Annotated in this window: 24 protein-coding genes; 16 read left to right on the forward strand and 8 right to left on the reverse strand. The window is 33.4% G+C overall.

The genetic code is table 11. The annotated features are described in order from the left end of the window. Positions 1 to 86: 86 nt before the first annotated feature. Complete coding sequence (locus tag AC1Q8L_RS13815; RefSeq protein ID WP_142317962.1) at positions 87 to 2,807, reverse strand: bifunctional diguanylate cyclase/phosphodiesterase; 2,721 nt, start codon at positions 2,805 to 2,807, stop codon at positions 87 to 89. Between the two features lie 404 nt (positions 2,808 to 3,211). Here AC1Q8L_RS13815 and AC1Q8L_RS13820 point away from each other — a divergent pair, with 404 nt between their 5' ends. The 3 genes from AC1Q8L_RS13820 to AC1Q8L_RS13830 all read left to right on the forward strand — a co-directional run bounded on the left by AC1Q8L_RS13820 (position 3,212) and on the right by AC1Q8L_RS13830 (position 5,380). Then, the gene (locus tag AC1Q8L_RS13820; RefSeq protein ID WP_000640326.1) at positions 3,212 to 4,015 is read left to right on the forward strand and encodes an alpha/beta fold hydrolase; all 804 of its coding nucleotides are present in this window, start codon (positions 3,212 to 3,214) and stop codon (positions 4,013 to 4,015) included. Between the two features lie 150 nt (positions 4,016 to 4,165). Next, the gene (locus tag AC1Q8L_RS13825; RefSeq protein WP_000109174.1) at positions 4,166 to 4,741 is read left to right on the forward strand and encodes a histidine phosphatase family protein; all 576 of its coding nucleotides are present in this window, start codon (positions 4,166 to 4,168) and stop codon (positions 4,739 to 4,741) included. A 321-nt stretch (positions 4,742 to 5,062) separates the two neighbouring features. After that, the gene (locus tag AC1Q8L_RS13830; protein WP_000809495.1) at positions 5,063 to 5,380 is read left to right on the forward strand and encodes a hypothetical protein; all 318 of its coding nucleotides are present in this window, start codon (positions 5,063 to 5,065) and stop codon (positions 5,378 to 5,380) included. 92 nt (positions 5,381 to 5,472) lie between these two features. On the opposite strand, the gene AC1Q8L_RS13835 is transcribed toward AC1Q8L_RS13830, so the two are convergent. Then, positions 5,473 to 6,111: a YczE/YyaS/YitT family protein gene (locus AC1Q8L_RS13835; RefSeq protein WP_001241256.1), complete on the reverse strand. Its 639-nt coding sequence runs from the start codon at positions 6,109 to 6,111 to the stop codon at positions 5,473 to 5,475. 196 nt (positions 6,112 to 6,307) lie between these two features. Here AC1Q8L_RS13835 and pepT point away from each other — a divergent pair, with 196 nt between their 5' ends. Beyond that, positions 6,308 to 7,540, forward strand: coding sequence for a peptidase T (gene pepT, locus AC1Q8L_RS13840; protein WP_000807014.1), 1,233 nt, complete (start codon positions 6,308 to 6,310; stop codon positions 7,538 to 7,540). 38 nt (positions 7,541 to 7,578) lie between these two features. On the opposite strand, the gene AC1Q8L_RS13845 is transcribed toward pepT, so the two are convergent. Genes AC1Q8L_RS13845 through AC1Q8L_RS13855 form a run of 3 tightly spaced genes read right to left on the reverse strand, consistent with a single transcriptional unit; the run spans position 7,579 to position 9,594 of the window. Further along, entirely contained in the window at positions 7,579 to 8,490 is a 912-nt protein-coding gene (locus AC1Q8L_RS13845; RefSeq protein WP_000123518.1) for a DNA-3-methyladenine glycosylase 2, read from the reverse strand. Then, complete coding sequence (locus AC1Q8L_RS13850; protein WP_001089831.1) at positions 8,487 to 9,017, reverse strand: methylated-DNA--[protein]-cysteine S-methyltransferase; 531 nt, start codon at positions 9,015 to 9,017, stop codon at positions 8,487 to 8,489. Before AC1Q8L_RS13850 ends, AC1Q8L_RS13845 begins: the two co-directional genes overlap by 4 nt. After that, a complete protein-coding gene (locus AC1Q8L_RS13855) occupies positions 8,998 to 9,594 on the reverse strand; it encodes a bifunctional transcriptional activator/DNA repair enzyme AdaA (RefSeq protein WP_000548600.1) in 597 nt (198 codons plus the stop codon). The genes AC1Q8L_RS13850 and AC1Q8L_RS13855 overlap by 20 nt, the downstream gene beginning before the upstream one ends. A 153-nt stretch (positions 9,595 to 9,747) precedes the next feature. On the opposite strand from AC1Q8L_RS13855, the gene AC1Q8L_RS13860 reads away from it, so the two are divergent. From AC1Q8L_RS13860 to AC1Q8L_RS13910, 11 genes are all read left to right on the forward strand, one after another. After that, on the forward strand, positions 9,748 to 10,506 hold the full coding sequence (locus AC1Q8L_RS13860) for an exodeoxyribonuclease III (RefSeq protein ID WP_000767597.1): 759 nt from the start codon (positions 9,748 to 9,750) through the stop codon (positions 10,504 to 10,506). Between the two features lie 300 nt (positions 10,507 to 10,806). Continuing rightward, the gene (locus tag AC1Q8L_RS13865) at positions 10,807 to 11,772 is read left to right on the forward strand and encodes an iron-hydroxamate ABC transporter substrate-binding protein (RefSeq protein ID WP_001035498.1); all 966 of its coding nucleotides are present in this window, start codon (positions 10,807 to 10,809) and stop codon (positions 11,770 to 11,772) included. A gap of 27 nt (positions 11,773 to 11,799) precedes the next feature. After that, entirely contained in the window at positions 11,800 to 12,807 is a 1,008-nt protein-coding gene (locus AC1Q8L_RS13870; protein ID WP_001173040.1) for a FecCD family ABC transporter permease, read from the forward strand. Then, positions 12,800 to 13,822, forward strand: a complete 1,023-nt coding sequence (locus AC1Q8L_RS13875) for a FecCD family ABC transporter permease (protein WP_000920452.1) — start codon at positions 12,800 to 12,802, stop codon at positions 13,820 to 13,822. The genes AC1Q8L_RS13870 and AC1Q8L_RS13875 overlap by 8 nt, the downstream gene beginning before the upstream one ends. Positions 13,823 to 13,836: 14 nt before the next feature. Beyond that, positions 13,837 to 14,658, forward strand: coding sequence for an ABC transporter ATP-binding protein (locus tag AC1Q8L_RS13880; RefSeq protein ID WP_000025766.1), 822 nt, complete (start codon positions 13,837 to 13,839; stop codon positions 14,656 to 14,658). A 15-nt stretch (positions 14,659 to 14,673) separates the two neighbouring features. Beyond that, on the forward strand, positions 14,674 to 15,492 hold the full coding sequence (locus AC1Q8L_RS13885; protein WP_001098701.1) for an alpha/beta hydrolase: 819 nt from the start codon (positions 14,674 to 14,676) through the stop codon (positions 15,490 to 15,492). Positions 15,493 to 15,740: 248 nt separating this feature from the next. Further along, entirely contained in the window at positions 15,741 to 15,968 is a 228-nt protein-coding gene (locus tag AC1Q8L_RS13890; protein ID WP_000849103.1) for a hypothetical protein, read from the forward strand. A gap of 327 nt (positions 15,969 to 16,295) precedes the next feature. Next, positions 16,296 to 16,598, forward strand: coding sequence for a metal-sensing transcriptional repressor (locus AC1Q8L_RS13895; protein ID WP_000349637.1), 303 nt, complete (start codon positions 16,296 to 16,298; stop codon positions 16,596 to 16,598). 203 nt (positions 16,599 to 16,801) lie between these two features. Then, positions 16,802 to 17,008 (forward strand): copper chaperone CopZ, encoded by a 207-nt coding sequence (gene copZ / locus AC1Q8L_RS13900; RefSeq protein WP_000436973.1) that lies wholly within the window; start codon positions 16,802 to 16,804, stop codon positions 17,006 to 17,008. A 95-nt stretch (positions 17,009 to 17,103) separates the two neighbouring features. Then, positions 17,104 to 19,524, forward strand: a complete 2,421-nt coding sequence (locus tag AC1Q8L_RS13905; RefSeq protein WP_098311689.1) for a heavy metal translocating P-type ATPase — start codon at positions 17,104 to 17,106, stop codon at positions 19,522 to 19,524. A gap of 157 nt (positions 19,525 to 19,681) precedes the next feature. Continuing rightward, positions 19,682 to 20,161 (forward strand): GNAT family N-acetyltransferase, encoded by a 480-nt coding sequence (locus AC1Q8L_RS13910; RefSeq protein WP_000910164.1) that lies wholly within the window; start codon positions 19,682 to 19,684, stop codon positions 20,159 to 20,161. A gap of 19 nt (positions 20,162 to 20,180) precedes the next feature. Here AC1Q8L_RS13910 and AC1Q8L_RS13915 read toward each other — a convergent pair whose 3' ends face one another. After that, a complete protein-coding gene (locus tag AC1Q8L_RS13915) occupies positions 20,181 to 20,453 on the reverse strand; it encodes an HU family DNA-binding protein (protein WP_001043904.1) in 273 nt (90 codons plus the stop codon). 140 nt (positions 20,454 to 20,593) lie between these two features. Beyond that, positions 20,594 to 21,409, reverse strand: coding sequence for a formate/nitrite transporter family protein (locus AC1Q8L_RS13920; protein ID WP_000110543.1), 816 nt, complete (start codon positions 21,407 to 21,409; stop codon positions 20,594 to 20,596). A gap of 192 nt (positions 21,410 to 21,601) precedes the next feature. On the opposite strand from AC1Q8L_RS13920, the gene AC1Q8L_RS13925 reads away from it, so the two are divergent. Beyond that, positions 21,602 to 22,495, forward strand: a complete 894-nt coding sequence (locus tag AC1Q8L_RS13925) for a metallophosphoesterase (protein WP_492339444.1) — start codon at positions 21,602 to 21,604, stop codon at positions 22,493 to 22,495. 136 nt (positions 22,496 to 22,631) lie between these two features. Here AC1Q8L_RS13925 and AC1Q8L_RS13930 read toward each other — a convergent pair whose 3' ends face one another. Next, positions 22,632 to 23,714 (reverse strand): chitinase, encoded by a 1,083-nt coding sequence (locus AC1Q8L_RS13930; protein ID WP_002094116.1) that lies wholly within the window; start codon positions 23,712 to 23,714, stop codon positions 22,632 to 22,634. Positions 23,715 to 23,843: the final 129 nt, after the last annotated feature.

The raw sequence follows: 23,843 nt of genomic DNA on the forward strand, positions 1-23,843 counted from the left end.
AAATAGTAAAAAGGAAAGAAGGTATCTTCTTTCCTTTTTACTATATTTGTTCAAATTCATTATTATTTATTCTAATTAGTTATGTACTATGGGTGAATGCCGTTTTCTAATAGCTCAGTAAATGCATGAATATGAATAGGTTTACTGTAATAATAACCTTGAATAAACTGACATTTATTTTTTTGAAGGAAATTTACGTGCTCTTTCGTTTCTACACCTTCAGCAATGACAGACATTCCTAATGTATTTGCTAATGTGATGATCGTTTTAATAATTTCCATTCCATCATCACATGTTTCAGACATTGTAATAAATTCTCTCGGGATTTTTAACGTATCAATTGGATACAAAGGTAAGTAGGCTAGCGAAGAATAACCTGTACCAAAATCGTCGATAGAAATGTGAATCCCTAAACTTTTTAGTGTACGCAGTTTTATCAATGTTTCTCGCTCATCCATCATTGCAATTCGCTCTGTTAATTCAAGATCAAGAGAGCTTGCTGGTAAACCTGTATTTGTTAAAGTAGAAGAAATAGATTTTACAAAATCCTCTTGTTCAAATTCTTTAGCAGATAAATTTACACCTATTTTTAAATGTGAATATCCGAGTGCGTGCCAACGTTTCATTTGCTTACAAGCCTGCTCTAATGTCCATTTTCCTATTGAAATAATTTGTAGTGTTTCTTCTGCAATCGGAATAAACTCGTATGGAGAAATAATACCTAATTCAGGATGATTCCACCTAATTAAAGCTTCTGCACCGATAATTTTATTAGATTCACTATCAACTTGAGGTTGATACAAAAGGAACAATTCTTCATTTTGTAGTGCGTTTGGTAAATCTTTTTCTAATCGTAATCGTCTTTCAATTTTTTTAGCGATTACATCGTCATAAATAGATACAGAATTAAGCTCTTTTGCTTTTGCATCATACATTGCAACATTAGCGTTTTTCAGAAGTGTAGCGGTATCGATTCCGGAATGTGGATAAATAGCGATACCGATACTCAGTGATAAAGTTAATTTATGCTCATGTATGATAAATGATTTTTTCATGCATTCAAATAATTGGTTACATAATTGGAATAAGTAATCTTCGTCAGTATAGTTTTCAATTATGATTGTAAATTCATCGCCACCGATTCTTGAAAGATGAGTATGTGATGGAAGACATGATTGGAATCGCTTTGCTACTTCTTCTAATATGTAATCTCCTGACGAATGTCCAAGTGTATCGTTAATTGCTTTAAAGCGATCTAAATCTAAATATAATAATGCAAACTCGCTTTCTGTTATTTTAGCATTTTTTATAACTCTCTTTAATTTCTTATGGAAAAAGGCACGGTTCCCAATTTTCGTTACAGTGTCATGGAATGCTAAATATTTTATTTCTTCTTGCTGTTTTTTTAGTACAGTAATATCTTTCACCATAATATAGCTTCCTGAAATTTGTCCGTCTATTATAATAGGAATGATTGTAACGTATAAAAAATAAGTAAAGCCATCTTTATATTGAGAACTAAGTTGTAAGAATGCCGATTCTTGTTGTTTCACTTTTTCTAATGCCAATGCTAGCTTATGCTTATCTTCATCTAAAATGATCGAAAAACAAGTTTCGCCTAGTAACTCATCCGTTGGTGCCCCAAGTAGTACACTCCCAGCCTTATTTACATTTAAGAATGTTCCATTTAAATCAATGGTGAAAATAGGGTCAGGATGATATTCATATAATGATTTAAACTTTTGTTGTTTTTGAGAAAGAGCCTCTGATTTATGAACTAAATCAGACGTCCGTACAGTAACTTTTTCTTCTAGTTGGGCATTAAATGCCTGCAAACGTTTTGTTAAGGAATTGTTTTGCATACGTACGATAGAATGACGAATGAGTACGAAAATAAAAGTAATACAATTCCCTGTAATGAGAGTTGAAGATGATGTTTGTTCTTTTAATGTAAACCCGATTAGTATTGCAACAGCAAGATAGGGAAATACAACTAAAGCTTTTTTTCCTATTATAGGGTTTACAATGAAATAATTTTTATGGCTATTATGATCTTCTGAAATAGAGCCAGCTATTGCAATAAGTAATATAGGTATTCTATATAAAAGACGTAATAATGTTATTGTTTCTGTTGATAAGTGGTTATTTAAGTAAAAATAAATATAGTTAAAAGTTGCAGAACTTATTAATACAAAAATAAATATATAAATTTTCCGTTTGGAATTAAAAATTGTTGGACGGAAAAAGAGACTAACACCTAGCAGTAGAAATAATAAATCTGCAATTGGATATAAAAATGAAAGGAAAACATCTCCTAGTGAAAGAGCGAATATATTTAAATTTGGTTGATTAAATAAATACCATTCTAATGTAAATATGGAAGTAAGCACTATGCATATATCACAAATAAAGAACGCTTTTTCCCATTTATTGCATTCCTTTAAGATTTTATAGGAGAAAGCGATAAGACAGAAAAATAGAAAAAACATGTAAAATACATCAGAAACCGTAAAACGATGTATTGGAATTTCGAAGAAGCTATCTTGATATGTATATACTATTTTCCCTAATAAAAAACTACCAATTGCTATTGTAATACATATCCAAAACGGATTTGAACTGACTTTTTTAGAATATATAGAGTAAATTAGTGATACAAATGTAATGGCTTCAACGACAAGTGAAGCGAAGCGTACATCTGAATTTGAAAAATGAGTAGGGAACAGATAGAAAAACATAAAATAGATTGAATAGCATATTAATGTTCCGATTAATATACATAATTGTAAATTTTTATTTAATTTCAATGAAATCACCTTCTTTAATTATGCACTATGTTCGTTATATCTATACATAATAATATTATTTAAGAATTGTATCAGATTTCCTTATAAAAATCATGTTTATAAGGAAAGTGTTAAAGAGTGTAAGTATTCTTAAGGTTGAAAAATATTGCGATTGATAGTATAGACTGTATCAAGACTTTAAATAGAAATTGTATATTTAGTCATCCTTTGAATTGTAAAGTTTTTTTAGTGATTTGTAAGTGGAGATGCAAAATTGCATATAAAATAATGAGTATCTTTTTTTTGTGAGCTTTTTATTTTTGATCTGAAAATTAACATTTGTGAAAATTTCGAGAAAGGATATAAAATAAGAACGTGTATTCTTACAGAGTGGATAGTATTGCCGCTAAATAGGGAGGTTTTTTATGATATATCGAATTAAAGATGCAGAAATATACTATGAAATTGTGGGAGAGGGTAAACCGGTCATTATCATACATGGCTGCGCCCCTGACCATAGGTTAATGATGAAATGTATGGAATCAGTATTTCAGAAATATGAAGGTTATAAGCGAATATATATTGATTTACCCGGAATGGGAAAATCGAATGCTCCAAATTGGATAAATAGTTCAGATTGTATAGTAGAAGTGCTTATCACATTTATTGAGGAAATCATTTGTACTGAAAAATTTTTATTGGTAGGAGAATCATATGGAGGCTATTTAGCCAAAGGTATACTTACAAAGATGTTTGAGAGAGTTAGCGGATTATTATTAGTATGTCCTGTTGTTGTAGCGGAGCCAGAAAAAAGGATTCTTCCAGATAAACAGGTAATTGTACAAGATCAGGAATTTTTAAATACGCTCACTTCCGCAGACAGAGAGGAGTTTTGTGAGTTAGCTGTAATAGCAAATGAATATACATATAAGCGATTTAAAGAAGAAATTAAGCCTGGGTTAGATGTTGCTAATTATGAATTTATTGAAAGGTTGCAAAAGAATTACTCTCTTACTATGGATTTTCAGCATGAAAAATATGAAAATCCCGTTCTTTTACTGACTGGAAGACAAGATATATCAGTAGGTTATCAAAATATTATAGAAATTATTGAAGAATATCCAAGGGCAACATTAGCAGTGTTAGATATGGCAGGGCATAATTTACAAATTGAGCAGCCTGAATTATTTGAGAGTTTAGTAGGAGAATGGATTAGACGAACAAATTAGCACAGTTTATAAAGTATTTTAGTATTACCCCTAAGTGTTGAAATGGGATAAATGAACGTGATTTATTAACTTATCTCGCTATTTGCCGGGCAGCCCGATTAGTGAGGGCTGATTAAAGTTTCACTTTATAAAAAATTTTAAGGAGAAATTATGAGCACATATATTTATATGGTTAGACATGGTGAATCACCAAAACTAGAAGGAAATGAAAGAATGCGTGGATTAACTGAGAGGGGACATATGGATGCCCGTGGAGTAACTGACATATTAAAATCGGAGAGGATTGATACTTTTATTTCCAGTCCTTATAATCGGGCTATGCTAACGATAGAGGAGTCAGCTAATTTCCATGAAAAAGAAATAGTAGTATATGAAAATCTTAAAGAGTGTATGTTTTCAAGTGAGGATCAGGTTATATCAGACAAAGAGGTGTATCCACTTGTACAGAAGATGTTCTCTAATCCGGACTTTGCACGAACGGAAGGAGAGTCATATGCAGATTGCCAGAGAAGAGTAGTGAAAGTATTAAAAGAAATCTTAATGGATTTTCGAGGATGCAAAATTGTAATTGGTACACATGGGCTTGTCATGACATTAATGATGAACTATTTTGATAAACAATATGGTTTTGAATTTTTAATGAATACGTCAAAACCGGATATATATAAGATGGAGTTTAAAGAAGAACAATTAATGAATGTAAAGAGATTATGGAAAGCGGAATAAAATTAGTTGCATGGATTTTGTTGTAAAAGTTACTTTTATAGCAAAATCTTTTTTTTGAATAGAAAGCATCTTTATCAACTATTTTTAGAATGTTAAATCAATAAGTAATTATTCAGTATTTGTATAAATTATGGGGGAATTGGTTTAGAGAAACAATTTTAAATGTGTCAAAACTGCAAACGTTGGATTTATATTCAATAGGAGAAAAAGATGTAGAATTTTGTCTTACAGTCCCCGTTTACTTTTCATTTCATTACATATAGGCTTTGTGGTGTAAGGGGGACATCACCTTTACGCAAAATCTATAAGGAGGTCATTGTAATGAAACAGATTAAAAAGTTTGCGGGAGTTGCTTTAGCGGGGACGATTGGATTAAGTGGACTACTGTTTTTAGAACCTAGTGTAAGCGTTGCGGAAGCACAGCAAGTGAAAGTGGAAAATTTCAATACAATTGATGTAACGATGAATCTAAATGAATTGTATGTATTAAGTGGCAGAAGCATTGATATTCTTTCTGGAGATAAAGAAGCAATTCAGTTAAATAAATACACAATTAGTTTTAATAAACCTGGGAAGTATGTGATTAAAGTAAATGGCTGTATTTATGATGATGTATATACTTTTATTGTAAATGAGTAGTATATATTCTTAAATTGCGAGATAAAAACAGAAACACCCTATTTGCGATGAGAGTCGTAAATAGGGTGGATTTATTTGTATTAAGCTGTACTTTAAATATGTTCGCTAATTTTCTTTTTGCCATGTAAAGTATGTAAAAGTGTTTGAAACATCTTAAATGATTGCTGAAAGATTGGACTTTGAATAAAGGTGTACAGAAAAGTTACGATGAAAACAGGACCTCCTAGCATAAATCCAATAACTAGTACAATACATTCTACTATGATTCTAGCACGGCTAATAGAAAGTCCTGTTTTGTCTGAAATAGTAAGCATGAATCCATCACGGGGTCCAGCGCCAATCCCAGCCGCAACGTACATACCTCCCCCGATACCTGTAATGGCAATACCAGAAAATAAAATGAGTAAGTTTATCCATAAATAATTACTAGCGTCTGGAAGCATGTTTGATTGTAAGAAAAAGTCCATAATGGGACCGATAAGTAGTGCATTCAAAAATGTCCCCACATTTATATATTTTCGATCTACTAGTAAAGATATTAGAACGAGACATAACCCACATATGACACTCCACGTACCGATGGTCCATCCAAACTTTTGGTAGAGAGCCATATTTAAAACTTCCCAAGGGTGCAAGCCGAGAAATTTAACTTTGACTGCAAGAGCGTTTCCAAGGCCAAAGAAAATTAATCCTAAGAAAAAAAGAAAATAGCGAAAGAGAGTTAGCCTCATCTTTACAACCTCCCATATTTTATAATTATGTATGTTACCTGTTACAGTTTTAATGTACAAATATTATGTCTTTTTATCATTCGTTTAAAAGTGTTAACAATGTAAATGAAATATACATCTTCACAGTCAAAAAAGTTAAAATATTTCGTTTTAAGGATTATAATGGAGGGAGAAACATAAAAGGGAGTGAATGAACTTGAAACAAGAACTTATTGAAAGATTTACGAGATATGTAAAAATTGATACGCAATCAAATGAAGAAAGTCATACAGTACCAACAACACCAGGACAAATTGAGTTTGGTAAGTTATTAGTGGAAGAGCTAAAAGAAATTGGTTTAACAGAAGTAACGATGGATGATAATGGCTATGTAATGGCAACACTTCCAGCTAATACGGACAAGGATGTTCCTGTAATCGGATTTTTAGCCCATTTAGATACGGCAACAGACTTTACAGGGAAAAACGTCAAACCACAAATTCATGAAAATTTTGATGGTAATGCAATTACGTTAAATGAAGAGCTAAATGTTGTGTTAACACCAGAGCAGTTCCCAGAATTACCATCATATAAAGGACATACGATTATTACAACTGATGGTACAACACTGCTAGGAGCAGATGATAAAGCTGGTCTTACCGAAATTATGGTTGCAATGAACCATTTAATACATAATCCGCAAATTAAGCACGGGAAAATAAGAGTAGCATTTACACCGGATGAAGAAATTGGTCGTGGGCCAGCGCATTTTGATGTAGAAGCGTTTGGTGCATCATTCGCTTATACGATGGATGGAGGTCCATTAGGTGGTTTAGAGTATGAAAGTTTTAATGCTGCAGGTGCTAAGTTAACGTTTAACGGAACGAATACACATCCTGGAACAGCGAAAAATAAAATGCGCAATGCTACTAAACTTGCTATGGAGTTTAATGGGTATTTACCAGTAGAAGAGGCGCCAGAATATACAGAAGGCTATGAAGGATTCTATCATTTACTTTCTTTAAATGGTGATGTTGAGCAAAGTAAAGCGTATTATATTATTCGAGACTTTGATCGTGAAAATTTTGAGGCACGTAAAAATAACGTTAAAAATATTGTGAAGACTATGCAAGAAAAATATGGCGAAGATGCAGTCGTTTTAGAAATGAATGATCAATACTATAACATGCTTGAAAAAATTGAACCGGTAAGAGAAATTGTTGATATTGCATATGAAGCAATGAAAAGTTTAGACATTGAACCAAATATTCATCCGATTCGCGGAGGCACAGATGGATCACAATTATCATATATGGGATTACCGACGCCGAATATTTTCACTGGTGGTGAAAACTATCACGGTAAATTTGAGTATGTTTCGGTAGATACTATGGAAAAAGCCGTTCAAGTTATTGTGGAAATTGCAAGACGTTTTGAGGAGCAAGCTTAAAAAAGAACCAAGTAGTACGAATGTGCTACTTGGTTCTTTTAATATAGTACTCGCCACAAATAAAAAGTCGCATAAGACTCCCAATTAGCCCAGTTTGCCGCGAAATCTTTTATTTCATTTTTTGTCGGTTTATTTTCGGAACCTGTTATAAATTTAATTGCATTATGCAGACCAACATCATCAATTGGAAAAGCCGAAGGAAATCTTAAACAACGCATTAAAACATAGTTGGCAGTCCATGGTCCTATACCATGGATAGCAGTTAATTGTTTCTCAGCAACCTTTACATCTTGTGTTTGCAGTAAATCCTCTTTTGATAATTTTCTCTCTGTAATAAGCTTCGCAATACCGATTAAATATTCACATTTTCTAGTCGTCATTTTTAATTGTTGAAGATTTTCTACATGTAGATTTGCAATTGTTTCAGGTGATGGGAATATCCAATGTTTTCTACCGTCCCATTCTACATAACTTCCAAATTGCTCAACTAATCTCCTTTTTAGCGTATAAGCATATGTTAGGTTAATTTGTTGACCGATAATTCCCCAGGAAAGTGCCTCAAATAAGTCTGGAATGCCTAAAGTACGAAGGCCATAATATTGTTCAATTGGTCCTTGAAGGAGTAAATCATGTTCAGCTAATGTATAAAATGGGGCTAAATCAGTAGTTAAATCAAACCATTCTTTTACATAGTTAACTACAGCTTCACGTATCGATTTTTCAGATGTATATGGTTCTTCTAAACAACGTATTTGAATATTTCCATCTGTATTTACACTAATTTCAACTAAAGGATTTACATCTTGAACAGGGATAACTTTATAAATTTTGTTGTCTTCAATATGGAACATACATTCATTGTTCGAACGTGATAGATAGCGTAAATTTTCTTGAAAACAAAATTCTTTCGGAACTGCTACAGATAATGCGCTATTATATTCTGCTGTCATATGAATTCCACCTGCACCTTTTCTAATGTAAGCAATTTTTTCTTCATTTCTAATCCACCCCTAAATCCGGTTAGTTTCCCATTCCTCCCAATAACGCGGTGACAAGGAATTGTAATAAGAAGAGGGTTAGCAGCAATAGCAGAAGCAACGGCGCGCACAGCTTTAGGTTTTTGAATTCTTTCAGCAATTTCTGTATAAGAATATGTCTTTCCATAAGGAATTTCACGTACCGCATTCCAAACAGATAATTGAAAATTAGTTCCATAAGCATCGATAGGAAATGTGAAAGTTTCTCGCTTGTTTTCTAAATGCTCGATAACTTCTTTCGCATATATTAGCAAGTAATCTGGACTATGGATCAATATATGTTGGGGCAGTTTTTTTCTAGCCCATATATTTAATTCTTCAAAGTTTTCTTCTTGTGATCCAATGAAGCATAGTCCATTTTCAGTTGCAGCAATATGAAATCGCCAATTTTCATGTGTAAGTAGCGTCCAATATATATAATTATTTTTGTAGGAATTCATTATCGTATCCCTCTTTCATTTCGTTCTTTTTTCGATATTCAGTAGGAGTAAATCCGGTTTTCTTTTTAAATAAAGTTGCGAAATACTCTGGGTTTTCTATCCCGACAGCAGTACTAATTTCTTTAATAGATTGATTTGTGTGTAAAAGGTATTCGGTTGCTTTAAGAACCCTCAATTGTTGTATATATTCTATAGGAGTTAGCCCTATTATTCTTTTGAAAGTACGCTGTAAATGAAAAGGGCTACCGTGACACATTTCCGCAAGCATGTCGAGAGTTAAGGATTCGTCATAATGCTTTTCGATATAGTCTTTAATTTGTTCTACCCACTCTTCATTAGGTAAAGTGATCCCGTTTGGCTTACAACGTTTGCACGGGCGAAAGTTTTCACTTAATGCTTGCTCTGCATGATGAAAAATTCGTACATTGTTTCTATTCGGTATTCTTGATTTGCATGATGGTCTGCAAAAGATTCCAGTTGATTTCACAGCATAAAAGAATTTGCTATCATAGGAAGAATCATTATGAATAATTGCTTGCCAAAACTCATTTGTTAATGTAACTCCTTCCTTGTGCATAGAACATCACCTCTGAAATTAGTATAACCTGAATAAAGTGCGTATGTATGTATTCATAAATGTAAGAGCAAGATTACAAAGGTGAAAATATGATTGTTTTCTATTTTGTGATAGCATGAAATTTGGAAATAAACATCAAGAGGAGGACTATAAATGAAGTTAATTTCATGGAATGTAAATGGTTTGCGAGCTGTTATCGCAAAAGATGGATTTTTGGAATATCTTGAGGAATCAAGTGCTGACATATTTTGTCTACAAGAGATTAAATTACAAGAAGGGCAAATTGATTTAAATCTAGAGGGATATTATACATACTGGAATTATGCTGTGAAAAAAGGATATTCAGGAACGGCTATTTTTTCAAAAAAAGAACCGCTTTCAGTTACATATGGTTTAGGCATTGAAGAGCATGATCAAGAAGGACGACTTATTACTTTAGAATTCGAAGATTTTTACATGATAACGTTATATACACCAAATTCAAAACGTGGATTAGAACGATTAGATTACAGAATGAAATGGGAAGATGATTTCAGGTCCTATATCAAACGATTAGATGAGAAAAAACCAGTTATTTTTTGTGGAGATTTAAATGTTGCTCATAAAGAAATCGATTTGAAAAATCCAAAAAGTAATCGTAAAAACCCTGGATTCTCTGATGAGGAACGAGAGAAATTTTCATGTATTTTAGAAGAAGGGTTTGTTGATACATATCGTTACCTTTATCCTGATCAAGAAGGTGCATACTCGTGGTGGTCGTATCGTATGGGCGCGAGAGCGAAAAATATCGGATGGCGTTTAGATTATTTTGTTGTTTCGGAAAGAATGAAAGACCAAATAACAGAAGCGAAAATTAATAGTGAAGTAATGGGATCTGACCATTGTCCAGTTGAATTACATATAAATTTCTAAAAAAAGAAGTATCCATCTAACATTAGGCGGATACTTCTTTTTTAATTCAGTTTGTTAAAATTTTTCAAATCTTTCTTGAAATAATTGCATATTAAATATATACTTAGTAACGATAATCATTATCAATGAAAAATATTATCAATGGATGAGGTATAAAAGAATTATAGCTTAGGGGAAGTGAACGAGAATGAGTTCTGGATAGAATTATTAATCTAATGAAATATATATGTAAGACAAGTTTCATATAGTTAAGTTTTATTGAGAATATAGTTTGGAAAATTCGAGAGGAGATATATAAAGATGAATAAAAAGTTATTTACATTAGGGATGGTTACAGTTTTAAGTGTAGGTTTAGCGGCATGTAATAGTGCGGATAAAACTTCAGGCGAGCAAAAACAACAGACAAAAGCTACGGAAACGAAAAAAGATGAAAAACGAAAAATTACATATTTAGGTAAAGAATATACAGTGCCAGCAAAAGTAGATAAAATTGCGACAGCTAGTTTAGAGTCAATGGAAGATGCGGCAGTACTTGGAATTAAACCAGTTGGTGCCATTACTGTTGGTGGTAAATTACCGAAGTATCTTGAGAAAGATTTAGAAGGTGCGAAATCTGTTGGTGAGAAAATGGAACCAAATTTCGAAACATTACTTCAATTAAAACCAGACGTTATTACATCAAGTACGAAATTCCCAGCAGAAACAGCTGAAAAGTTTACGAAAGTAGCTCCTACATTCCCGGTATCACACGTTTCAACAAATTGGGAAGATAACTTAAAGTTAATGGGAGAATTAACTGGTAAAAAAGATAAAGCAGAAAAAATTATTAAAGACTACAATTCGGACGCTGAAAAAGCAAAAGCAAAACTAGGAGATAAGTTAAAAGATAAAAAAGTACTTGTCATTAGACTAAGAGCAAATGACTTATTCCTATACCCAGAAGGAGTATACTTTAACCCTGTAATTTATAAAGATCTTGGACTAACTGCTCCAGAACAACTTAAAACGGTAAAAGCACAAGAAAAAATTTCTTTAGAAAAATTAGCTGAAGTTAATCCTGATTATATCTTCTTACAATACGAGGCAAGTGAAAATAATAAACCGAAAGTGTTAGAAGACATTGAAAATAATCCAATTTGGCAAAGTATGAACGCTGCGAAAGAAAAGAAAGTATTTGTAAATGTTGTAGACCCAATGGCACAAGGTGGTACAGCTTGGAGTAAAACAGCATTCTTAAAAGAAGCCGTGAAAAATTTATCTAAATAATACAATAAGTAAGGTGCGTTGAATGATATGCAGAAAACAAATGCAGTACCAGTAACTATATTATGTATAGCACCCATACTCATCTTATTTACAATTATACTTTCGATTTTGTATGGGGCAAAAAGTATTGACGCTGAAACAGTGTGGAACGCATTATTTCATTTTGATTCAAGCGATGTAAACCATAATATTATTATTACTTCACGTTTACCAAGGGTAGTTGCAGCTCTTTTAGTCGGAGCATTTCTAGCCATATCAGGAGCACTTATGCAGGGGATGACAAGAAACTATCTTGCATCCCCTTCTATTATGGGTGTGACGGATGGCGCTGCCTTTGTTATTACACTTAGCATGATTTTTCTTCCGGGAATGTCATCAATTGGTATGGTTTTATGTTCAATGATTGGTTCTGCACTAGGCGCCGGTATCGTGTTTGGTTTTGGTTCGCTCCTTCAAAATGGCTTATCACCAGTTAGGTTAGCGATTATAGGAACAGTTATTGGAACATTTTTAAGTAGTGTATCGGCTGCAATGGCTTCGTATTTCCAAATTTCTCAAAATGTTAGTTTTTGGTTTAATGCAAAGTTAGATCAAGTAGATCCTAATATCATTAAAATCACGATACCGTTTGGGATAATTGGAATAATTTTAGCACTGTTAATATCAAAATCTATTACCATTCTTTCATTAGGCGAAGAGGTTTCTATTAATTTAGGGCAACGTACAAAACTAGTTAAAGCGATGGCAATTTTATCGGTAATTTTCTTAACAGGAACAGCAGTTGCTTTAGTGGGGAAAGTTGGTTTTGTAGGTTTAATTATTCCGCACATTACCCGCTTTATAATTGGGGTAGATTATAAGTGGATTTTGCCATGTGCAGGTGTTATTGGTGGCGTTTTCTTAGCGTTATGTGACGTTTTGAGTAGATTTGTAAACTATCCATTTGAAACACCTATTGGAGTCGTTACCTCCTTAATTGGAATTCCTTTCTTCCTCTATTTAATCCGTACTAGAGGAGGAGAGAGACATGCTTAAAAGTTCAAGTCAACGTTTCGGAATGACGATGGGGATTATTATATTTTTAATACTATGTGCTATTTATATTAGTTTAACAAATGGTACGTTCGACATTACTATTACAGATGTATTTAAAACACTGTTTAGAATTGATCCAGTATCAGAACATGATTTAGTTATTTTTGAGTTTCGTCTTCCGCGTATCGTAATTGCTGGATTAGTAGGATTAGGTCTTGGTGTTGCGGGTGCTGTTATTCAAGGGATTACGAGAAATGGATTGGCGGACCCAGGTATTTTAGGAGTAAATGCCGGAGCAGGAACAGCGATCGTCATTTTTATGTTTTTCTTTCAAGGGCAATTAAAAAGCACAGACTGGGTTTCTATTATGATGATGCCAATGTTTGGTTTAGTAGGCGGATTAGGTGCAGCTATCATCATTTATCTGTTTTCTTGGAAAAACGGTAAATTAGATTCGCAGCGACTTTTATTAACAGGAATTGCAATTGGATCAGGATTTGGAGCCTTTTCTATGTATTTATCACTCAAAATGAAGTCAACTGATTTTGAAATGGCCGCAGTGTGGGTGTCTGGAAGCATATATAGTGCGAACTGGAAGTATATTGTGGCTATGTTACCATGGCTTATTATCTTAATTCCGCTTATACAAAAGAAAGCTTATTTATTAGATTTATTTCAATTGGAAGAAACTAGTATTACAAGTTTAGGTGTTTCAGTAGAAAGAGAGAAATCGATTTTACTATTAAGTAGTATCGGGCTTGTGAGCGCATGTGTTGCTGTTTCAGGGAGTATCGGTTTTATTGGCTTAATGGCACCGCATATTGCGAAAAGGCTTGTCGGTATTCAACATAAGTATATAATTCCTACGTGCGGCGTAATCGGAATGTTTCTTGTAATTGCTTCAGACTTTATTGCGAAAACAGTTTTCACACCTGTAGAGCTACCAGTTGGAATCGTTATTTCTATTGTCGGTGTACCATATTTCTTATATTTACTTTATAAGGCGAAAGCGTAAGAGGAGGAATAAAAGTGAGTATTTTAAGTGCAAAAAATTTAGAAACAAGTTATGAAAAGCTTACAGTGTTTCGCGATTTAAATGTGGAAATACAAGAAGGAAAAGTAACGACAATTATAGGTCCAAACGGTTGCGGTAAATCGACATTGTTAAAAACAATGGGAAGAATTTTAAAACAAAAAAGCGGAAAAGTATATTTACAAGGGCAAGATTTACATACAATTCCAACGAAAGAAATTGCGAAGCAGTTAGCTTTACTCCCGCAAACTCCAATTGCACCAGGTGAACTTAAAGTGGAAGAATTAATTTCTTATGGACGCTATCCACATCGAAATAACGTAAATAAGTTAACGACAAAAGATAAAGAAATGATTGATTGGGCATTAGATATAACGAAAACTTCTGAATTTCGAACGAGACAAATTGCAAATTTATCAGGTGGCCAAAGACAAAAGGTATGGCTAGCGATGGCATTAGCACAAGAAACAGAAGTGTTGCTATTAGATGAGCCAACTACATACCTTGATATGTCTCATCAATTAGATGTATTACAAATTGTGGAGAAGTTAAATAAAGAACATAATTGTACGGTTGTTATGGTATTACATGATATTAACCATGCATCAAGGTTTTCAGATGAAATTATTGCAATGAAGGAAGGAGAAATTGTTACAACTGGTAGCCCAGAAGAAATCATTACAAATGAAGTGTTAAAAGAAGTATTTCATATTGATGCACGTGTCATGATTGATCCGTATAACGGGGCTCCTGTTTGTTTCGGTTATGATAGCGTTGTATCTCAAGAAGAAAAAATCGAAATATATGTAACAAGTTAAAAAGGGGGGGATAGGGTGAATACTACAGTTGAAAAACAGCAGATTATAACATCTAATACAGAGCAGTGGAAAATGTATTCAAAATTAGAAGGTAAGGAATATCAAATTCATATTTCAAAGCCGAGGCAACCAGCACCGGATTCAGGATATCCTGTCATTTACGTATTAGATGGCAATGCCTTTTTTCAAACATTTCATGAAGCAGTTAAAATACAATCAGTAAGAGCGGAAAAAACCGGTGTTTCACCAGCTATTATAGTAGGAGTGGGTTATCCAATTGAAGGCGCATTTTCAGGGGAAGAAAGGTGCTATGATTTTACGCCTAGCGTAATTTCAAAAGATGCCCCTTTAAAACCAGACGGTAAACCGTGGCCTAAAACAGGAGGAGCACATAATTTCTTTACTTTTATTGAAGAAGAACTGAAACCACAAATTGAAAAGAATTTTGAGATTGATAAAGGTAAGCAAACTTTATTTGGGCATTCTTTAGGTGGCCTATTCGCTTTGCATATACTATTTACAAACTTGAATGCTTTTCAAAATTATTTTATTAGTAGTCCATCTATATGGTGGAATAATAAATCCGTTCTTGAAAAAGAAGAGAACCTTATAATTGAATTAAACAATGCTAAGTTTGAAACAGGAGTGTTCCTTACAGTTGGATCACTTGAACGAGAGCATATGGTTGTAGGTGCAAATGAATTATCAGAGCGCCTTCTCCAAGTAAACCACGATAAACTTAAATTTAAGTTTTATGAAGCTGAAGGGGAGAATCATGCATCTGTTGTGCCGACGTCTTTAAGTAAAGGATTGAGGTTTATTAGTTACGTATAGGAAAAAAGGTTATGGATAAAACATTCCATAACCTTTTTTAATATGTAGAATTGTCCTTTTCGAAAGTTTTGTTTCAACTTTTCGTCTAAAGAGACAAAAAGTTGTCACAAATCGGTCACAATTAGCATAAACATAAAATAGACGAAATGAACTTATTTCCAAAAAGGCTTGGTTTATTTCAATCATGATTCGTAGAGTTGAAAAAGCATGGATTAAAAGTTCACTATATTCCCAAGGAGGTAGATCGTATGAAAACTATTCTTGCTATCGCTGGACTTATTTGGGTTTTATCGCATGGCATTCCAATTTATGAAGGAGAACAAATTCGCAGTGCTCTAAATAAAAATTTTAATGAATATCATATCATTGATCGGCAAGATAATGTTGTGACAGTTCGAGTAAATGACTGTTTTCATACGGTAACCGTTGAAGGAACTTCAGTAGTGAATGATACAAAAGTATGTGATCAGCAATAATTATATATGGAAAGAAAAATTCTCGGATTAAATATCTGAAAATTTAAATTTAAACATTATAGACGAAGAATAAGCGGGGGCGGGTAATCCCCGCTTATTCTTGTTTCACTTTATTGAATTTTGATGAGAGATATAATGATTTTTTGACAAAAAGGAAAGGGTATACTGAAAATTGAGATTAAGAAGCTAATGAGTTGTTAAGAATAATCATAAAGTGTAAATATACTCTTATGGGGTATCATGCGTAGATATTTAATGCTATAATTGGTATACTCATAAAAAACAATTGTTTTATTGGATGAAGAGAAACTTTAAGAAGGTGATAATATGGATCATAAAGAGCATGAAGCAGTAACACATAGATCAGAAAAAGAAAAAGAACAGATTATAAATAGATTAAAGAGAATTGAAGGACAGGTCCGCGGTATTCAAAACATGATTGAAAATGATCGTTATTGCGTAGATATTTTAGTGCAAATTTCAGCGATTAATGCAGCGATGAAAAAAGTAGGAATGGGCGTTCTCAAAAATCATACGAGTCATTGTGTTTCAGGAGCTATTAAAAATGGAAATGGTGACGAAGCAATTGAAGAATTAATGACAGTATTTGAACGTTTTTCAAAAGCGTAAAAACAAGCTAGTATTTAACTGGCTTGTTTTTTTGTTTACCCTCATATTGGATTTGGGTGTATTGTAGTGAAAAAGTGTGTGTAAAATAAACTTTTAGAAAATAATTGAAAAATCATGATACAAAACCATTGATTACCTTAGGGGGGTATGGTAAAATATAATTGTGATTAACAAACAATTAATAAACAAGAGGAGGATTTTAAATGGAACAGTTAACATTACAAGTTGAAGGTATGTCTTGTGGACATTGTGTAAATGCTATCGAAAGCAGTGTGAAAGAGCTAAACGGTGTTGAACAAGTGAAGGTTCAATTAGCAGAAGGAACTGTTGAAGTTACTATCGACTCGTCTGCTGTAACATTAAAAGATATCGTTGCTGTAATCGAAGATCAAGGATACGATGTTCAATAATTATTTTTAGATATGGAAATAAATCGTACTTTAAATGAAGTACGATTTATTTTGCTAATAATTATACCTCATAAGGGTATATAGAGGTGAGAGACATGAATGAAAAAAAAGAGGCCAATCTTCAAATATCAGGAATGACATGTGCGGCATGTGCAAATAGAATTGAAAAAGGTCTAAAAAAAGTAGAAGGTGTTCATGAGGCAAATGTAAATTTTGCGCTTGAAAAAACAAAAATAATGTACGATCCAACTAAAACAAATCCGCAACAATTTAAAGAAAAAGTTGAATCATTAGGATATGGAATTGTAAGTGATAAAGCTGAATTTACTGTTTCAGGAATGACATGTGCAGCATGTGCAAATAGAGTTGAAAAGCGTTTAAATAAGTTAGATGGTGTGAACAAGGCGACAGTAAATTTTGCTTTAGAATCAGCCACAGTAGACTTTAATCCTGATGAAGTTAATGTAAATGAAATGAAGAGCGCGATTACGAAGCTAGGATATAAATTAGAAGTGAAACCAGATGATCAAGATGCATCAACTGATCATCGATTACAAGAAATTGAAAGACAAAAGAAGAAGTTTATTATTTCGTTTATTTTATCTTTCCCATTATTGTGGGCAATGGTTAGTCATTTCTCATTTACGTCATTTATTTATTTACCGGATATGTTAATGAACCCTTGGGTGCAACTAGCACTTGCAACTCCTGTTCAATTTATCATTGGTGGACAGTTTTATGTTGGGGCTTATAAAGCGTTACGCAATAAAAGTGCTAATATGGATGTTCTCGTGGCGCTTGGAACGTCGGCCGCGTACTTCTATAGTGTATATTTAAGTATTCAATCTATTGGTTCTTCGGAACATATGACAGATTTATATTTTGAAACGAGTGCGGTACTTATTACATTAATTATTTTAGGTAAACTATTTGAAGCGAAAGCAAAAGGGCGCTCATCAGAAGCAATTAAAAAATTGATGGGTTTACAAGCGAAGACAGCTACAGTTGTGCGAGATGGAACAGAAATAAAAATTTTGATTGAAGAAGTAGTAGCTGGTGATATCGTCTATGTAAAGCCTGGTGAAAAAATACCAGTAGATGGTGAGATTGTAGAAGGAAAATCAGCGATTGATGAATCGATGTTAACGGGTGAAAGTATTCCTGTTGATAAGTCAATTGGGGATGTAGTAATAGGTTCGACAATAAATAAAAATGGTTTTTTAAAAGTGAAAGCAACTAAAGTAGGCAGAGATACTGCATTAGCTCAAATCATTAAAGTAGTAGAAGAGGCACAAGGTTCAAAAGCTCCTATTCAAAGGGTAGCGGATCAAATTTCAGGTATTTTTGTACCGGTTGTAGTTGTGATTGCGATTATCACATTTGCAGTATGGATGATATTTGTTACACCTGGTGATTTTGGCGGAGCACTTGAGAAAATGATAGCAGTACTTGTTATCGCTTGTCCATGTGCATTAGGTCTTGCAACGCCTACATCTATTATGGCAGGATCAGGAAGATCGGCTGAGTATGGTATTTTATTTAAAGGTGGAGAGCATTTAGAAGCAACGCACCGATTAGATACAGTTATTCTAGATAAAACAGGTACTGTGACAAACGGAAAGCCTGTGTTAACAGATATAATTGTAGCAGATGGATTCCATGAAGAAGAAATACTACGTTTAGTAGGTGCGGCAGAAAAAAATTCTGAACACCCACTTGCAGAAGCGATTGTGGAAGGAATTAAAGAAAAGAAAATTGATATTCCAAGTTCAGAGACGTTTGAAGCGATTCCTGGATTCGGTATCGAATCAGTCGTAGAAGGAAAACAATTATTAATTGGCACACGTCGATTAATGAAGAAATTCAATATTGATATTGAAGAAGTTTCAAAATCAATGGAAGAGCTAGAACAAGAAGGAAAAACAGCAATGCTTATTGCAATCGATAAAGAATATGCTGGTATAGTTGCCGTTGCAGATACTGTGAAAGATACTTCAAAAGCAGCTATCGCAAGACTGAAAAAAATGGGTCTAGACGTTGTGATGATTACAGGAGATAATACACAAACTGCTCAGGCGATTGCAAAGCAAGTTGGTATTGATCACGTAATTGCAGAAGTATTGCCAGAAGGAAAAGCAGAAGAAGTGAAAAAACTGCAAGCAAATGGTAAGAAAGTAGCGATGGTTGGAGATGGGATAAATGATGCTCCTGCTCTTGCTACAGCGAACATTGGTATGGCAATTGGAACGGGAACGGATGTAGCGATGGAAGCAGCGGATATAACGTTAATCCGCGGTGATTTAAATAGTATTGCTGATGCGATCTTTATGAGTAAAATGACGATAAGAAATATTAAACAAAATTTATTCTGGGCATTAGCTTATAACGCGTTAGGAATTCCAATTGCGGCATTAGGCTTCTTAGCCCCTTGGGTTGCTGGAGCAGCGATGGCATTTAGTTCTGTATCCGTTGTATTAAATGCATTACGATTACAAAGAGTTAAATTAAAATCTTAAAAAGTTACATTAAGTAATTGAATAGAATTAAAGAACAATACTTTGAATAAGTATTGTTTTTTTGTTCGTATAGAAATTAAAACGATATAATAAAGAAGAATTATTGAATCGTATGTAGTAGAAAAGTTAAGAGGTAGTTTGGTAAGGAGACTTATATATGTTAAAAGATATTATAATTAGAACATTTCAGAAAGAAGATTTAAATCAAGTATTACAATTGTTCTATGAAACAGTTCATACGGTTAATGCAAAAGATTATAATGAGTTACAGCTACAGGCATGGGCACCAGATCGACTAGATAGAGAAAGCTGGTTAAAGTCTTTAGAAAAGAATATTAGTTATGTAGCGGATCATAATGGTGTGATAGTCGGATTTGGAGATTATAATGAGGATCATTACGTAGATCGTTTATTTACACATAAATATTATCAAGGGAAAAGGATAGCCTCATCCATATTACAGAAGTTAGAAAAAGAAGCAGTGAACCTAGGGCATAGGGAAATCTATACAGAAGCGAGTATTACAGCAAAACCTTTCTTTGAAAGTAAAGGTTTTATTTGCATAAAGGAACAAAAGAAACAGCATAATGGTCAGATTTTTATTAATTATGTTATGAAAAAAATATCCTTCTCATAAATGAGAAGGATATTTTTCATTATTTTACAGCTTCTTTTAGTTCTTTACCAGCTTTGAAAGCAGGTACTTTAGAAGCTGCGATTTGCATTTCTTCACCAGTTTGTGGGTTACGGCCTGTACGAGCAGCTCTTTCACGAACTTCGAATGTACCGAATCCGATAAGTTGTACTTTTTCACCAGCAGCTAAAGTGTTAGTGATTGATTCTACTACAGTTTGTACAACTACAGTAGCTTCTTTTTGAGAAATCTCAGCATTTTGTGCTACGTTTTTAATTAATTCTGTTTTGTTCATGTTTTTCACCTCATATGTAAATAATGCTATTTAAGTTGTTATTATAACGTATAAAACATTCGAGAACAAGTGTACGTACATATATTCGCAAAAAAAATGAAATTTGTAATATTTTTTAGGACATTTTATAGACATTCCATTTAAGCGGACAGAGATTTGTTCTTCATTTCAGTCTTCTCTTGATGAGAAGGTAGTTTCTTATTATAAGATATGAAGTAAGGTAGTGCTACAAATAACATACCTCCTACTAAATTTCCGAAGAAAACAAAAATGAAGTTTGGAAAATATTCGATCCAAGTTAAATGACCGGCAAAAATTGCAGCTGGGATGACAAACATATTGGCTACAACGTGTTGAAATCCAATTGCAACAAAAGTCATAACTGGGAACCAAATACCGATAATCTTTCCGATAAATTCTTTACTTCCCATACTGAGCCAAACAGCTAAACAAACGAGCCAATTACATCCGATTGCAGAAATAAATGCTTGCAATGGTGTATCTTGTAGTTTCGCTTGAGCGATAGAAATAGTTTTCGCTAAAAAAGCTCCTTCAGTTAAGCCGACGATATGACCGAAAAAATAGGCTACGAATACAGCTCCTATGAAATTGCTAAATGTAACAATAACTAAATTTCGTATGAAATAAAATAAAGTAATTTTCTTTTGGAGCCAGGCCATAGAAACTGTCATCATGTTACCAGTTACTAGTTCACCGCCTGCAAGAATAACGAGAATAAGACCAACAGGGAATACAGCAGCGCCTAGAAAACTAGAAAATGATCCCCAATATTTTGGCATTGTCCCAATAACATGAATATCGAGTAAATACCCTAATGCGATAAAAGCACCACCAAAAAAACCAAGAATTAGCATAGGGAGCAATGATAAATGAGCTTTTTTCCTTCCTGAATTCGCAGCAAGTTCCGTAATTTCTTCTGGTGTAAATACAGACATGAATAATCCCTCCGTAATAAAATGATGGAATGAATAGAAAAAATTCAAAAATCTATGTATTATAAAAATATGTTATGACTTCTGTATAAAATTGTCAAAGTGAATAGAGAGGGAATTAAAAATTGATAACATTGTTCATGTTGTCACATGAATGTAACAATAAGGATTTAAAGTGTTTGTAGAGGTGAAAACATGAATACGAATCATGTAAAAAAAGAACGAAAAAAATCAATCATAAAGATATTTATTATTAGTTTTATAAGTATATTAATGATACCAGTAAGTTTGTATTATTATGCGACAGAAATAGAACGAAAACTAGTAACAGTTACGTGGAATGAAATAGAAGCTTCTACAATTCCTAAAGAGTTTAATAATAAAAAAATATTGCAGTTTTCAGATGTACATTTAGGGCCAGAGTTTACATTGAAGCAACTTGAACATTTGGTGGAGAAGATGAATGAAATACATCCAGATATCGTAGTTTTTACTGGAGATTTAATAGATAAATTTGGGTCTTATAGTGCGGAAAGAGAAGAAGCAAAGGCTATTTTGCAGAAAATTTACGCGCCCTTAGGGAAATATGCTGTGTTTGGGAATCATGATAGGGGCGGGGGCGGTAGTTTATTTTACAAAAAATATATGGAGGAAGCTGGTTTTTCTGTATTAGTAAATGAAGTGCAGAAAATTAAAGTGGAAAACGGCAAATATATTACAATATCAGGTTTAGATGATTTTCTATTAGGGAAGCCACAAATAGATTCAACTTTAAAAAACTTGAAACAAAATGATTTCAACATGTTATTAGTACATGAGCCGGATGTTGTAACCAAAATAAATCGTTACCCAATGGATTTTCAACTGTCAGGACATAGTCACGGAGGACAAGTCCAAATTCCTTTTGTAGGTCCATTAATTACTACCAAACTAGCTGAGAATTATGTTGAAGGTATGTATGAAGTAGAGGGGAAGAGTAAGCTGTTATATTTATATGTAAATCGTGGCATTGGGACTACTAGGATGCCTGTTAGATTTTGGAGTGTACCTGAACTTTCAGTTTTTGTGTTGAAGCAAAATAGTAACTAGAATATTTAACAATATGATTCCAAGGAACGTGCGATGTAGGTCGATGGAAAACAGTTTCTTAAAACTTTAGATGTGACAAAGTAATTTTCATAAATAAAAAACAACAATAGGTTATAGGACCTATTGTTGTTTTTTATTATTTTTGCAAGGGAAGAGTATCAAAATATGTTCTATAATTATTAGAGAATTCAAAGTTGTTTTTTGCATCCCAATTAATAGACCAAGACATTAGGCCGCGGAATGCAGGATAGCCACTCTGGTTAGAAAGTTTATACTTTCCTCCGAACGGAACTCCTTTAATGATATAATTTAAAGCTTTTTTCATTTCAGTTGGCGAAATGTATCCACCACTTGGAGCTGCCGCTGGTGCTGCTGGAAGCCCAATCATAACTTGATCTGAGCGAAGAGCTGGGAAAATGTTATTTGGATTACCACCTACAGGAAAACCATGTAAGAGCATATCTGCCATAGCGACTTCGTAGTCTGCAGTACCTTGATTGTAGTTATTACCGTCCATTCCAACCCCGCTGCCAGCGTTGTAGTGTTGAACGTGAATGTATGTTAGTTTATCTTTCACTCCGTAAATAATTGGTAAATATGCACCCCAGATACTTCCGTATGCGCTATAACCGCCTTGAACATAAGCTGTTTCAGGAGCCATGCTTAATAGAAAATCTGGACCATAATGATCTGAGATTGTTCGAATAGCTGATATAAGATTTACGATTTGGGGAGTAGTTGGATTTTTGAAATTAATGTCATTTCCGTTTAAGTAAATACCTGATTCAAGGTCAATATCTATTCCATCAAAACCGTATTTATCGATTAGAGATTGTATGGAATTAATAAAACGTTGCTTAGCGGCATTGTCAGGAAGTAAAACGACTCCATTTTGTCCTCCTATTGAAAGAACTACTTTCTTTCCTTTACTTTTTAAATAAGAAATATCTGATTTGAAGTCTGCATCTGTACCATACACAGGAGAAAATTCAACAGTGGAACGATCACCACCAGTTTCACCAAAAGATACATTGATTACATCCCATTTTGGTGAAACGTCTTTTAATTTAATAATGCCAGTACCGTTATCAAAGTTATGCCAGTATCCAACGAGTAATTTTGAACCTAAATTGTTTGCTGCTTGTGTTTGGAAAGGGGATAGCGGTAGTAGTAAGAACAGTACGAAAATACAACAAAAAAATTTGAACTTGTTTAACATATCAACACTCCTATACAAAAAGTTGTCTAGATGTATAATCTTGTTTATTTAATAATATCTGAAAATTCTTTCTTTTGTAAGAGGACTATAATTTTCTCAACAATTGTGTGTGGGAAAGTATTAAATCTA

Source organism: Bacillus sp. GW823-FHT06A11 (assembly GCF_058795355.1).

Excerpts from the sequence above, each read along its gene's own strand:
- AC1Q8L_RS13820 (WP_000640326.1), top strand. The coding sequence starts at position 3,212 with ATGATATATCGAATTAAAGATGCAGAAATATACTATGAAATTGTGGGA.
- AC1Q8L_RS13825 (WP_000109174.1), top strand. The coding sequence starts at position 4,166 with ATGAGCACATATATTTATATGGTTAGACATGGTGAATCACCAAAACTA.
- AC1Q8L_RS13830 (WP_000809495.1), top strand. The coding sequence starts at position 5,063 with ATGAAACAGATTAAAAAGTTTGCGGGAGTTGCTTTAGCGGGGACGATT.
- AC1Q8L_RS13835 (WP_001241256.1), bottom strand. The coding sequence starts at position 6,111 with ATGAGGCTAACTCTCTTTCGCTATTTTCTTTTTTTCTTAGGATTAATT.
- AC1Q8L_RS13845 (WP_000123518.1), bottom strand. The coding sequence starts at position 8,490 with ATGACAGCAGAATATAATAGCGCATTATCTGTAGCAGTTCCGAAAGAA.
- AC1Q8L_RS13850 (WP_001089831.1), bottom strand. The coding sequence starts at position 9,017 with ATGAATTCCTACAAAAATAATTATATATATTGGACGCTACTTACACAT.
- AC1Q8L_RS13855 (WP_000548600.1), bottom strand. The coding sequence starts at position 9,594 with ATGCACAAGGAAGGAGTTACATTAACAAATGAGTTTTGGCAAGCAATT.
- AC1Q8L_RS13860 (WP_000767597.1), top strand. The coding sequence starts at position 9,748 with ATGAAGTTAATTTCATGGAATGTAAATGGTTTGCGAGCTGTTATCGCA.
- AC1Q8L_RS13865 (WP_001035498.1), top strand. The coding sequence starts at position 10,807 with ATGAATAAAAAGTTATTTACATTAGGGATGGTTACAGTTTTAAGTGTA.
- AC1Q8L_RS13870 (WP_001173040.1), top strand. The coding sequence starts at position 11,800 with ATGCAGAAAACAAATGCAGTACCAGTAACTATATTATGTATAGCACCC.
- AC1Q8L_RS13875 (WP_000920452.1), top strand. The coding sequence starts at position 12,800 with ATGCTTAAAAGTTCAAGTCAACGTTTCGGAATGACGATGGGGATTATT.
- AC1Q8L_RS13890 (WP_000849103.1), top strand. The coding sequence starts at position 15,741 with ATGAAAACTATTCTTGCTATCGCTGGACTTATTTGGGTTTTATCGCAT.
- AC1Q8L_RS13895 (WP_000349637.1), top strand. The coding sequence starts at position 16,296 with ATGGATCATAAAGAGCATGAAGCAGTAACACATAGATCAGAAAAAGAA.
- copZ (WP_000436973.1), top strand. The coding sequence starts at position 16,802 with ATGGAACAGTTAACATTACAAGTTGAAGGTATGTCTTGTGGACATTGT.
- AC1Q8L_RS13905 (WP_098311689.1), top strand. The coding sequence starts at position 17,104 with ATGAATGAAAAAAAAGAGGCCAATCTTCAAATATCAGGAATGACATGT.
- AC1Q8L_RS13910 (WP_000910164.1), top strand. The coding sequence starts at position 19,682 with ATGTTAAAAGATATTATAATTAGAACATTTCAGAAAGAAGATTTAAAT.
- AC1Q8L_RS13915 (WP_001043904.1), bottom strand. The coding sequence starts at position 20,453 with ATGAACAAAACAGAATTAATTAAAAACGTAGCACAAAATGCTGAGATT.
- AC1Q8L_RS13920 (WP_000110543.1), bottom strand. The coding sequence starts at position 21,409 with ATGTCTGTATTTACACCAGAAGAAATTACGGAACTTGCTGCGAATTCA.
- AC1Q8L_RS13925 (WP_492339444.1), top strand. The coding sequence starts at position 21,602 with ATGAATACGAATCATGTAAAAAAAGAACGAAAAAAATCAATCATAAAG.
- AC1Q8L_RS13930 (WP_002094116.1), bottom strand. The coding sequence starts at position 23,714 with ATGTTAAACAAGTTCAAATTTTTTTGTTGTATTTTCGTACTGTTCTTA.